This is a genomic window from Bythopirellula goksoeyrii, assembly GCF_008065115.1.
Taxonomy (GTDB): domain Bacteria; phylum Planctomycetota; class Planctomycetia; order Pirellulales; family Lacipirellulaceae; genus Bythopirellula; species Bythopirellula goksoeyrii.
Map to the genome: position 1 here is coordinate 4,298,110 of NZ_CP042913.1, position 12,477 is coordinate 4,310,586.

8 protein-coding genes are annotated in these 12,477 nt (G+C 46.3%); all 8 read right to left on the reverse strand.

Annotated elements, in window-relative coordinates:
• Positions 1–57: 57 nt before the first annotated feature.
• Positions 58–1,020: a nitrilase family protein gene (locus Pr1d_RS17095; protein WP_148074661.1), complete on the reverse strand. Its 963-nt coding sequence runs from the start codon at positions 1,018–1,020 to the stop codon at positions 58–60.
• A gap of 56 nt (positions 1,021–1,076) precedes the next feature.
• Entirely contained in the window at positions 1,077–2,489 is a 1,413-nt protein-coding gene (locus Pr1d_RS17100; RefSeq protein ID WP_210417753.1) for a Gfo/Idh/MocA family protein, read from the reverse strand.
• Positions 2,490–2,546: 57 nt separating this feature from the next.
• Positions 2,547–3,659: an acyltransferase family protein gene (locus Pr1d_RS17105; RefSeq protein ID WP_148074662.1), complete on the reverse strand. Its 1,113-nt coding sequence runs from the start codon at positions 3,657–3,659 to the stop codon at positions 2,547–2,549.
• A gap of 123 nt (positions 3,660–3,782) precedes the next feature.
• The gene (locus Pr1d_RS17110; protein ID WP_148074663.1) at positions 3,783–5,879 is read right to left on the reverse strand and encodes a hypothetical protein; all 2,097 of its coding nucleotides are present in this window, start codon (positions 5,877–5,879) and stop codon (positions 3,783–3,785) included.
• Between the two features lie 98 nt (positions 5,880–5,977).
• Positions 5,978–7,111 (reverse strand): PEP-CTERM sorting domain-containing protein, encoded by a 1,134-nt coding sequence (locus Pr1d_RS17115; RefSeq protein WP_148074664.1) that lies wholly within the window; start codon positions 7,109–7,111, stop codon positions 5,978–5,980.
• Between the two features lie 477 nt (positions 7,112–7,588).
• The gene (locus tag Pr1d_RS17120; RefSeq protein ID WP_148074665.1) at positions 7,589–9,037 is read right to left on the reverse strand and encodes an arylsulfatase; all 1,449 of its coding nucleotides are present in this window, start codon (positions 9,035–9,037) and stop codon (positions 7,589–7,591) included.
• Positions 9,038–9,244: 207 nt separating this feature from the next.
• Positions 9,245–10,342 (reverse strand): SGNH/GDSL hydrolase family protein, encoded by a 1,098-nt coding sequence (locus tag Pr1d_RS17125; protein WP_168205305.1) that lies wholly within the window; start codon positions 10,340–10,342, stop codon positions 9,245–9,247.
• Between the two features lie 204 nt (positions 10,343–10,546).
• On the reverse strand, positions 10,547–12,070 hold the full coding sequence (locus tag Pr1d_RS17130) for a right-handed parallel beta-helix repeat-containing protein (protein ID WP_148074667.1): 1,524 nt from the start codon (positions 12,068–12,070) through the stop codon (positions 10,547–10,549).
• Positions 12,071–12,477 lie beyond the last annotated feature (407 nt).

Here is a 12,477-nt window from a genome sequence, read left to right on the forward strand (position 1 = left end):
GCACTCTAGTGACCTATTCAAACTATCGATATATTTCCTGACAACTTGTTTTGAATGCTATTCCCAGGATTCAAAGCGTACGACTCTAGTATCTTTTTCGTTGCCCGAGCGTACTGCCAGAGAACCGTACAGCTCCGGTCGTCTTGCTTTTATCCAGCGTGCTCCTGTGCATCGATCTCGTAATGATGGGTCTAGGTCTGCTACAATCATATCGTTTGCTGCACGGCATGTTTCAACAAGGATTCGCCCATAAGGATCGAGAATCATTGCGTTTCCAGTTCGTATTTCATCGTCATCTGGTCCAATGCCGTTGCTAAATACCAAGAACATTCCGTTGTCATGTGCTCGTGAAGGCAACCATCGCATCAACCACTTGCGACCTTTGTCACCGCAGATCTCAGCTTCGATTGCATCTGGGTTAGTGTGACGAGAATCCCACAACTGTCGGTCGACAACACCCATAGCAAAAGGACTCATGGACTTACATCCTCCAGTTTGATGTGGAGCCAGCAAGACCTCTGCTCCTGCCAAGGCAGTAGCCCTAACGTTTTCAACAATGTTGTTGTCGTAGCAAATAAGTAGACCAACACGGCATCCGTGTGGCGTATCGAATACTGTAAAATCGTTTCCAGACGACATATTCTCATTAATGAAACAATGTAGCTTTCGATGGCGTACCATCTTGCCATCAGGCATCGCAACGATTTGTGTATTGAAAAGACGCCCGTCTTCAGCAATTTCGACTAAACCAGCGCTTACAGTTAGGTTGTTCGATACTGCTAACTCAAGTAACGTCAGCGAGGCTAGGCCGTCAAACACTGGTTCGGCAAGGTCAACCAATTCTTCACGCGACAAATTGCGTAAGTGCCAATAACCAGAAATGCAGCATTCCGGAAATAAAATTATCTGAACGTCCCGTTCTGCGGCTGCGCGAACAAAGTGTCCTATCGTTTCCAGATTTGCTGCTTTGTTGCTGGGAACATGTTGAAACTGTACGGAAGCAACGCGAAGTGGTTTCATAGGTTCATGCTCGACATTTTGGCTTGGGCTGGCCCACTCTGCACAATTAGCTTAAGTCAGATCCTCTTCTCTCTGGGTTCTAAATCAATAAGTTCAGCTATCCGGACAGGCTCGCCTCTTTCGATGCTTTTCCTTGCCGCGATCCCAACCATTATAGACATGGCGCCATCGCGCAAACCAGCAACTCGATTGTACGGGTCTGTTGCATCTGGATCTTGGAATAGTTTCTCTTGAAGTTTTTCATCTCCACCCCCGTGGCCAGTTCTATCAAGCGAAACTTTAACTGTATCGTGCTTTTCCCACAGTTGGTGGACGATAATCTGCTCTGAAGTGACATTCTCACTGCCATCCTGATTCATTTCCAAGTCATGAAGATCTTTCTGACTGAACGTTCTCTCCCCGTCATATGGAATATCTAAACGGGCTTCGAGACGACCCTTCGTACCATTGAACGCGACTCGCCAGCCCTCGAATGGTGAATAAGTAGTCAAGGAATAGTTGAGTATCACATTGTTTTTGTACCGCACTTGAGCAGACATTTTGTCATAGATATTGATTTCCTCACGAAACAGGCAATTATCGCGTACGTAACCGTCGTACTCTTCGTTCGCGACATAGAGGTCCATGTCTTCCTTTTCATTGGTGATGTCCCAATAGAAATCGCAACGCTTCGTATATTGACAATCTCTGCAGCTATTGCCACGGTACGGTCCAGCACTTCCATATTTTTCGAGAGCCCCAAAGGCGAACACCTCTTCCGGATCAGAATCAAGCCACCAGTTCATCAGATCAAAATGATGGGTTGCCTTGTGAACCCAAAGAGTTCCTCCAACATGTCGCAAGCCGTGCCATCTTCGAAAGTAGGAAGCGCCATGGTACGTATTCAGATACCAGTGAAAATCAACTGAAGTTACTTTTCCAATCACTTCTTCGCTCAGTAGCTGCTTGATTTTTGTGTTATAGGCATTCCAGCGATAATTGAATCCGACGATTACATTATTGTTTGATTTGCGCTCAGCATCTAAGATCTGCTGGCACTTACTTTCGTCCGTGGTCAGTGGCTTTTCGGTCAGCACATCATAGCCTAATTCCAGGCTCGAGATGATGTACTTGTGGTGCGTACAATCCGTAGTGGTAACGATCACTAGATCCGGTTTAGTTTCGTTCAGCATGTTTTCGAAATCAGAATCGGCATACGTATCACAGTCTAGTCCCAAAAACTTCTTTGCGTATTCCAACCTTCCAGGATTGATGTCGCATAGTCCAACAAATTCGACGAGATTGGAATACTTCTCTAAGAGCCGCTTTGCCCAGAAACCAGTTCCTCGAATACCCGTTCCCACCATGACGACTTTCAGTTTTCTTCCTTTCAATGTGGACCCGAAAGAAGCAGGAGTTAATACAGCTCCTGCCGCCAACATGGAAAGAGCAGCAACAAAAGTCCTTCTGGATGAAGCAACTGCCATCATACTTATTACCCTTCAACTCAAAGTGTCTTAGTAAACCAGGAATATCAATCAACTCAATCAGATACGCAAAAAGACTTTGTTACGATACAGAAAATAGAGAAATAGCCACTGAACCCCAACAAGAGAGATCGTCATAATAACGGGCTTGTAGGGTTCTGCAGTAATATCCGTCATCCAACCGAAAAGCTTCGAAGAAGTATATTGCCAATCAATAAAACAGGGCGACATGTAGATAAAGATAGAATTCATACCAATCACCCGAAAGAAAAATGCCCACTTTGTCCAGCCCTTGACGTCAATCAAAAAATAGAAAAAAGCCAGCAACATCAGACTTAAACCGCCGCATTGCATTGCAAACGAACTCGTCCATAGGTTCTTATTTATCGGGAAACTCAAATTCCATAGCTGAGCCACTGCAACGAAGGCAATACCGACAAACGCCATCGTCAACGCATTCTGCTTTCCGCGATCCGTGCCGGTATTCTCCAGAAATGTGCCGGCAAGAATCCCCATAAGTGCTGTAGAAACTGCAGGAATCGTTGCCAACAATCCCTCAGGATCGTGGATACCACGATATAGTTGTCCAGGCAGAATGATCCTATCGACATAAGAAACAATGTTGCCTTCCTCTGTTAGATCTCCCCTCGGGTAGCCTGAAGCAGACCCAAGCATCAGCAGTAGCCAATAGCCAAGGAGCAGAGTGATGCACCAGAGCACTTGAGATCGCTGTTTGGTGTAGACATAGATGAAGCCGGCAAACATGTAGGCCAATCCGATCCGACCTAAAACACTTGGGAATCTGATTTCGTCGAGCCCACGAACTTCCAATCCGTTATTGTAAATCACTCCCAAGAGAACCAGAATTAGGCCTCTCTTCACTAGTCCATATAGCACTTCACTGCGGGCCAACCCGGCTTCCAGTTTCTTGCCAATGGAGTAAGGCATGGCCACCCCCGCAAGAAACAGAAATAGTGGAAATATCAAGTCATAAACTGCAAAACCATGCCAATCTGGATGCTGAAATTGATGATCCAGCACGTGCCAAAATGATGAACCGGTTGCCTCTCCCAATTGGTGAAAGATGTGGTCAACTCCCATGATCCAAAACATATCGAAGCCTCGCAGGGCATCGAGTGACTTGAGCCTTAGATCAGATATTGGCTTCAACATTGAATCTCACATTCCTAACATATGCACGTGAAGCCATACATTCTCCAAACCGGGCTTAGGATTAGAAACTACTTTTCAAAAATGTTCTGAGTTCACCTGCCCAGTATATGTTCTTTCAACCGGCTACTCCCAACAAGGTAGGGAGACAGTAGTACGATAGTTCGAATCATTGCAGTCAGGATTGCGCGTAGGAGAATAGATTCGATCCCCCGTGAAAGGACGTTCCTGAGTGTATATCCAAACCTGCTCTTGATCCCACAAGATGATTTCATCCCGAGCGTCTCCCGTGAGGTTTTGCACAGCAGCGCAAAGATCGGGGTGCCCATCGTCAGGGAACATAACCACACGTCGGAGTTGTCCGTCAAGCATCCCCCCTTCATGAATATTTCCAGAAAGCAAAATTAGCTCCGTGCCATCTCCACTCCAGTTGACTGGCACAAATGGGCTGCCGACATGAATTGGTTCATCCTGCAGCAAGATGTTCCCTCGATGGTCCAAGATCGTAATAATGCCCGGATTCTTCCAAAAGTTAATGCAGGCGTACTGAAGTCCCTCGACGTCTTTGCGAAGCTTCGCCACCAAAGCAGTCTGCGTATGCCCTAAACGATGATGGCGACGCACAAACCCGTGACTGTCTATCAGAGAAAAGCCTTCGTCACTCCCAGAGTAGTATCCGTAGCAAGGCGCTTTTGGATCTTCGCTAAAATTACCATAGGCAACACCATCTGCATGATCCTGAAATTCCCCGTCTCTGGTCCAAACTTGCTTCCCAGTGTGGTCCCACATGGAGTAACCAATCATGATTCTGTCAAAGGCTACTGTCTGGTTGTCCTCGACTTCGTCATGGAAAGCAAAGGGATAATGTCCCAGCATTCCTTCTCCGGAGAATTTCAGGTTGAGCTGGTTATCAAATACCCAAAACAAACGGTAACGATCTTTAACTAGTATTTCTCGTGGACCGTTACCTGACAGATTGAAAAATGCGATGGAATCTCCAATATTTCGTTCATGTGGACGAGATTTAATTTCGTAACGCCTTTGCGAAAAATCTTCGGGTACTTTTGGCATCCAAGACCAATTCTCCAACTCGCCAGTCTCACCATCCAGAACTTGAATCTTAAAGTCCTTTACCATTACTACTTCGTTGCGGCCATCACCATCGACATCGTGAATCTGAAAAGGACAGTCACTTGTTAGCAAGCCATTTCTCGGATTAGGGCGACCGATTTGCCAAAGAACTTTTCCGTCAAGTGTTACGGCAGTCAGACAACTTATTTCGACAAAATTATCGCCTGGCCCTTTCCGCATATTCTGGCAAAAAAGCATGTCGGAGTTGCCATCGCCGTCTAAGTCACCAAAGCGAACATTGCGCCCACAGCCAAATTGGGGGGTTTTAAACTTCTTCCAAAGCTTTGGTTTTGGGTTTACATTGCGAAGCTGCAATAGCCGGGCTTCTCGTTCGGCAATTGCTTTGTCAATCAAAGCCTTGGTAGTGACAGTTGAATAAGCGTGAAAATCCTGGAATCTCGCCGGTACATTAGCTGTAACACCTACTTTTCCTGCAGATAATCTATCGTCCTCGGCTGTGAGCAGGAGCGTACCATTAATAGAAGCTTTGATCTTAGATCCTGTGACCTCCACCTTCATGCGGTAATATTGGGAAGTATCATATTCAAAGGGAGCGGTCGCGATCGTTTCGATCGTAGCGACGCGAAACGATCGATCCAGAGGCAACCGCAATCGCAACTGCGCTTCTTTACCGTTTATCAGACTAAAAAAATAGTGGTGTCGATTGGTCTTGTATCGAAATGCAATTCCAACCATTTCATCGAGGGCTAGCGGCTTGACTAACACCTCGACTGTATAATCGCTCCACTCAGGTTCACCGGTAATGAATAACGGGCTAAACAACCTGGTAACCATATCCTCAGAATCTGGCGAAAGCAGTTGCTCAAGGTACACCTTGCCTTCTTCGTCTCCAACGAGCCAGGAATCAAGGTAACCAATAGCGTTTTCCCAGGGTTCTAACGGCACTCCCCGATCGGCAAGATAGTGATATTCCTGGATTGCAGGATTTAATTCACCCACCGGTTGAGAGAGTGGACCGGCTGGATAGCGAGAAAAATCGTCGCGAATCAAGGTCACTGTTTCGCTTGCGCTAACCTGACATCCATACAGGCTGCATATCAAGGAAAAGGCAAGCAATAACCGCTGTGGCATGATTAACTCTGTTTAGAAAGGAGGACCCTATACAAAAGCTGGGCCGGCCTGCCCCGGCCGACCCAGATACAATATAAGCCGAGAACAATTATTCTCGATTAAGAACGATTCTTACGTCTTGCAACCAAGAGTAACGAGCCAGCCGAAAGCAACAAGAACATAGAGCACGGCTCGGGAACGCTTGCCACATTAGCAATAAGTGAAGAAGCGCCATATTCGGCCTGCCAGTTGACCAGATCATTAGCAGACAAACCATCTCTCTGCCATTTGAGGAAGTCAGCACCATCAACATCACCATCGCTATCGAAGTCCGCCGAAAGTGGTTCAACGGTAACCTCTAGGAATGCTGTTACAGACTCACCTTCTTCACGGCCAAAAACAACCCAGTTTGATCTCTCACTATTGTCTAGCTGCCAAACCCCGAATTCATCTTGGAAGAAGGCAGCACCTAGACGAATGCCACGGTTATACTCATCGTTGACCATCGCATCGATTATATCGGGATCGACCTCCACAGCAGCAGACTCTCCGAAAAGAAAAGCATCTTGTAAATCTTGATTCGTAAAGCTTTTTGAATTTGTAAAAGCTGGTGTAGGATTGGCATTCGTCACCGATGCCGGAACACCATAAGCTGCGTTATTGGGCGGAGTTCCAGAGAAAGTGTAGGGGCCGCTATCGGGATCGTTCCATATCAAACTGTTCTCAGCGTCTAATACCCCTCCGTTATGCACGGTCTGTGCGTAAAAGTAAGTAACGGCGGCAGTTCCACTAGTCCAACCAAAGTTGGGAGTGCGTTGCCCATCGCCTTCCACCCAGTCGTTCGTTGACTCCACAGTCTGAAAGGTAACTGTAGCAGGCAGGTTCTTTGATGCAGTGTTGGGATCCAATGGGTCATTGCCTGTCGCAGGAAAAATATTTAGTGTCCAAGTGGCTTTCCCAGGATTGTTTTGCAAAAAGATCCCCATCGCTTCCGTATCAAAGTCAAAATGGGCAGAGTTTTCTCCACCAAACTTATATCCCCTGAGAAACCCAAAGTCGCCGGTGCTATACATCTGCTCACCAGGATCACCATAAACGGTCCAATCTCTTGTTGCAGGGAACTTCATGGTGACTTGGGCAGATGCACTGTCGAGCCTAACACCGACACTGGAAATGAGTAGCAATGATAAAACCAAGAACACCTTGGCCTTGCTTTGATTCCGTTTACAAATAAATAAGTGGACATTCATCATAGCTTGTTTCTCCGGTTTAAGAATTCGTACCTCTTGGAAAAGAAAAACGCTCGGCGTCCGACACATCGATTATTAAAGCTTTCCTAGCAAAAAGCATGTAGTCGCAACTGCCTTGTACAGTTTCATTATAACAAAGGCCTCAGACTGACCCGCGAGAGAAACCATATCACATCTCAATTGTTTAATTGCAATAATGGAAGAGATTCTAGGTCCGTCTTTCCTGGGTTAAGGACCATTCACGCCAGCGCGCCTCGATCGATGACACAGGATTCTTGAAGAGGCATCAACCATACCTAGATTTCGTATTGGATATTTTCCGTCAGGCAGGAAGCCTCTATACTCCCAAACGGATACTGCGCAATCAAAAAGCTAAACATATGGACAGAATTCGTCGCATACGCAGTAAAGCGGCTAAAACAATGGTTCAAAGATTAGATGAGAATGTTTCAGGCGGTCTTTACTCCTGAAATAGTTCTCTTAATCGTCTCGTGATGGTCGAATCTTCCAGTTGGAGTCAGCCTCATGAGAATTGTTCATATATTCGCCTGCAAGAGATACTAATTCTGGATGATTTAAGGCAGAGTCATGCTCCTCTAAGGTATCTTTGGAAAGGTCAAATAGTTCGATTGTGCCACTATGCATCGGCTGCCGAATCGCTTTCCAGTTACCAAACCTTACGGCTTGCATTCCGCCTCGCTCGTAATATTCCCAGTATAGATACTCATGTTTCTTCTGTAGTTCAGGGTGCCCCTTGAGCGTAGGGGCAAAGCTTATGCTATCGAGTCCTTCCGGTGTCTCGACACCTGCCAAATCAGCTGCAGTTGCTACGAAATCGCCGAAGTAGCCAATGTGATCTGATACGCTATCGAAATCGACAGTACTCGGCCATCGTACAATGGTCGGTACCCGAATACCTCCTTCGTACAGATCACGTTTGATGCCACGTAATTCACCATTGGAATTGAAGAACTCTGGATCATGACCACCTTCTTCATGGGGCCCATTGTCCGACGTAAAAACAACCATCGTGTTTTCTTCGATCCCTAATTCTTTCAGTAAATCGAGGATTCGTCCTGTGTCCCGGTCGATATTACGGATCATAGCCGCAAATCCCTTTTCAGGTTCAGGCCAGTCTTTCAAGGCAAGTTCATCTAAAGCTGGAACCTCCATGCCATTCTCAATAACCTCATTATTAGCATGTGGCACATTCATGGAGAAAAAAAGGAAGAAAGGTCGGTCTCTATTTATGCGAATGAAATGTAACGCATCTTCTACAAAAAGGTCTGGCGCATATTGCACTCTTTTATCGGCGACACCTGTGCCCCAGTCGGGCAACTTCGAATCTCGCCATTTTTCCCATTCCACACCTACTTTGTTCTGTAATTGTTGAATATGACCGTTTCGAATTAGGAATTCAGGATAGAAGTTATGGGCGTGCCACATGTTCACGTAACCGAAAAAGTGATCGAAGCCTATGTCATTAGGATTGGTGATATTATCAGGCGTTCCCACACCCCATTTACCAATACATGCAGTTGCATATCCTGCTTCTTTAAGGACGGAAGAAAGCGTAAGCTGCTCTGGCTGAACGGCAACGGGCTCAGTGATATTTCCGCGAACCGCCGTGTGACCAGTGTGCTTGCCAGTTAGAAGCACGCTTCGTGAAGGCCCACAAATGGTACTGCCTGCGTAGAATTGAGTGAACCGCATGCCTTGTCTTGCCATGTCGTTCAGCCGCGGCGTTTGTAGAGTTTGTTGGCCAAAGCAACCAATATCACCATACCCAAGGTCGTCAGCAAGAATAAGGACGATGTTGGGCGGTTTCTCTCGAGAATGGGCGGCATACCCCTGCGGGCTAAGTGTAGAATATGCGGTCAAGCCTACAAACAGTATTGCACTAAATTGGCAGACAATGTTTTGTCTCATATGTGTTTAGTTCCGTTTCGATTGAGTTGGTTATGAGCTAGCTTTGCAGGGAGGTCTGCTGCTAATTGGACCATACTTGGATTTGCAGCGAAGGAATTCCAAATTACTAGATAGGGAAAATCATGTGAATTAGTGGAACTTAAGTTGCTGTCAACTTGAAACGTTAATCCAGAGTAATATTGCCACTCACCGGAAAATGAACAGTTTTCAGTCCGACAAAAAGTCAACACAAGAAAAACGAGTGATTTGTTTGGAAATGAAGGTGGTAGTTCTTCGCTCTCGGAATGAACGTCGAGCTAAGATGCCGATAGCGTATATAATTCCCACAATTGCAGTCGACGGTTCAGGAATCGCAGTGAGGGCTGTGGACGGTCCACTTTGAACATTCCTTTGCCAAATGAGAAAGTCCTTACCATCGGTATCATTGTCGTTATCGGCATCGCCGCTCGCATCGAGGCCATAGCCTGCTTGCCAATATGGTAAATCACTGTCATCCACAATTTCATCACCGTTGAAGTCGCCTGGGAGTCGAGGATTAAGGATCTCGTTGTAAATTTCAAACAGGCCGTGTAAAGACAAGTAGTTTCTCAGCACGTATCCGTTGGAATTGAGGGTGCTCTCACTGAAGTCCATGCTTGTGCTTTTATTGTATGAAGGATGTACCCCATCGTTAGAGATGAGTGTTCCATCCCAAGCCGTGCCAGGTTGTCGAGTTAATATTTCCTGATTGAAGTCGATCAGCGGTATAAGCAGTTCTGCCGAAAGATCCCGCATCGCCTGGGCGAATAACGCACTCTTGGACTCGTAGTTACGACGTGGTGGAATCGTCGATAGAAGAGGGATCGTACCGTTGTCCTTGATGGCCTGCAATGTCTGCCGCATATTGTTTGTGTAGGTAGTGACGTCATAGGAACTAAGATCGTTTGTGCCCCACATAACTACGGCCAACTCTGGTTTAAGCTTTTGAAGCCAATGTTGAATGTTGGTCATCGGTGGATTCTGATCAGTTTGAAGCGGCCAAGCGGCTGTCTTGCTACTATAGTTCCCATTGGACTCGGCGACAGCATCGTCCTGCCAAGTCCAGCTGACCGGAGTGATATAACTCTGTAACCATTCTTGCGCAAAGGCGTCTTCCGGGGTACGATTGGTAAAATCATATCGCAACGGCTTGAAGGATGCACTGCTGTAAGTGATGCTATCGCCAAAACGTGCTATGTTGCCTGGCGTGCCGCTAAAAATGGAATGCACAGCTTTCATTTCCTCAACCCAATAAGGCTCGGCAAGGGCCTTGTCTGAACTGGGCATGAATAAAAAAGCTGCAAAGGCTATGGTTAGTATTATCCGCATTCGGATACCACCCCTTCTTGACGTTCTTCAAATGGAGCGCAAATGCGACCAAAGAAAAAGAAACATTTCATTACCACTTACTCAGGGAATCCAGATAAATTGGATCTTGGTTTTTTGGGTGCGATATTACTCAGCGTAATAGGGTTTCCTGGCTAAAATGCGCTAGCAAGCAATTCTTAAATGATTTTCGATAACTACTCGCTTAGAGTTCGGTCGTCGAGCTAAGAAGCCGATCGCGTAAATAACTCCCATAATTACAGTCGACGGTTCAGGAATCGCAGTAAGGCCTGTGGATGGTCCACTTTGGAAACTCCTTTGCCAAATGAGAAAGTCCTTACCATCGGTATCACTGTCGTTATCGGCGTCGCCGCTCGCATCAAGGCCATAGCCTGCTTGCCAATACGGTAAATCACTGTCATCCACAATTTCATCACCGTTGAAGTCGCCTGGGTAGAGGCTAAACTGATCTGCCCCATAATCGGTTGGATCTGGCCTAAAATTCCCATCAATATCCTCAAAGACAGATGAGATTCTAGGAGCGTGACCTATTGCACCGGTGGCAAGATTAGTCAAATGCAAATCGCCATTCTGGGGGTCGACAAACCAGTTCTCTAGGACTTCTACGCCGGTCAGATCGACGAGATTACCCATCGCTTCCACGGCAGCAGCACTCCAGTCCCCCACACCACTATCGGTTATCTGGCCTCGAATGATGTTATTTTGGATATCCAGTCCAGTTGTCGGCGTTAGAGATCCACTGCCATGGTCCAATACTGAAAACAGACGAGACTTGTTAACATCTTGACTGTAAAACGTGTTGTTGAAGACTTCGACATCCTTGGTGTGTACTAACTCCATTCCGATGTCTCCAGCAGGGTAGCGCAGTACAGTGTTGTTGCGTATGATCGCTCCGTCCATATCGTATATGCCATTATCCCTCGCGGGACCGCTGCCCCAATTGCCCAAAGCAATGCTTCGATCGTTGTTGATGAAGATATTCCTTTCGATAAGGGCATTCTCACCGCCTTGCCATAGAAACACAGCTCCGCGGCCTTCACCATCTAGGCCATGGATGCCCTCAAATACGTTGTCACGAATAGTCCAATTCTTGGTGATCATCGCGTCAATTCCTCCGATATAATCATTCGGTACTCCCGGCTGTTGGACATAAGGCTTAGTCTGGAGCAAGTAGCTGTTCTCAATGGTTACATTTCGCATCTCGTCGCTTATGCTTCCCTTCGAACCTTTGATATATCTCTGGCCAATATTCATGATCTTCACATTGCTGATCAATGTGCCATTAACCCGATTTGTCTCTCCCCTGAGTTGAATGCCGTTCCAGTAGCTCTCCGAGACAGTAAGGTCCCTTATGGTGATGTCTTCGTTTTCAACAAGGAAAATATTACGAGGGGACACATCGTTGTTCATGCCGCCACCTACCAACACTACGTCGTCGCGATTGCCTGTAGCCCCTCGGACCGTAACACCCGGGGTATCCAGTCTAAGTATGCTTGGCAGGTTGTATGTGCCACTTGCAAGTACAATCTCATCGCCCCAATTGGCGCTGTCGACAGCATTGACGAGAGACGAAGTGGAAGACACATTCCAGATTGCAGCGCAAACCGGCGGTACGCAGACCATGGAAATTAACGATATCGAGATCGCAATAGATCGAATAGACAACATTTGGCCTCTCTTTTCCGGTTTAGCACTTTCTACTGAAATGTACTTCTTTTAATATAACTACCATGCGCATTTACAAATCATTTTTAGCCGTATGACAGAACAATTGTCTTTGTGTGTACAGGGAGGGAAATGTTGATTTTTTAAAACTAATAGTCAACGGATTTATTGATTGATGGTTTTCTTAATCTGAGGGGGTGAATTTGCTCTCTCGGGTAAATCAACCGTTGCTGCAACCGACTTTTGTCTCGTAACGACTTGGAGTGTTTGTAATATGTTCCGCATGAGACTCAATGACCATTCAATTGTGTTTCTTCCAATGCCTGTGTTCCTATTCATCATGTTAGCGACCTTGCTATATTCAAGGCTACCAACATGTGATACCGAGCAAACATTAGTATCTTCTTCAA

Excerpts from the sequence above, each read along its gene's own strand:
- Pr1d_RS17095 (WP_148074661.1), bottom strand. The coding sequence starts at position 1,020 with ATGAAACCACTTCGCGTTGCTTCCGTACAGTTTCAACATGTTCCCAGC.
- Pr1d_RS17100 (WP_210417753.1), bottom strand. The coding sequence starts at position 2,489 with ATGATGGCAGTTGCTTCATCCAGAAGGACTTTTGTTGCTGCTCTTTCC.
- Pr1d_RS17105 (WP_148074662.1), bottom strand. The coding sequence starts at position 3,659 with ATGTTGAAGCCAATATCTGATCTAAGGCTCAAGTCACTCGATGCCCTG.
- Pr1d_RS17110 (WP_148074663.1), bottom strand. The coding sequence starts at position 5,879 with ATGCCACAGCGGTTATTGCTTGCCTTTTCCTTGATATGCAGCCTGTAT.
- Pr1d_RS17115 (WP_148074664.1), bottom strand. The coding sequence starts at position 7,111 with ATGATGAATGTCCACTTATTTATTTGTAAACGGAATCAAAGCAAGGCC.
- Pr1d_RS17120 (WP_148074665.1), bottom strand. The coding sequence starts at position 9,037 with ATGAGACAAAACATTGTCTGCCAATTTAGTGCAATACTGTTTGTAGGC.
- Pr1d_RS17125 (WP_168205305.1), bottom strand. The coding sequence starts at position 10,342 with ATGCCCAGTTCAGACAAGGCCCTTGCCGAGCCTTATTGGGTTGAGGAA.
- Pr1d_RS17130 (WP_148074667.1), bottom strand. The coding sequence starts at position 12,070 with ATGTTGTCTATTCGATCTATTGCGATCTCGATATCGTTAATTTCCATG.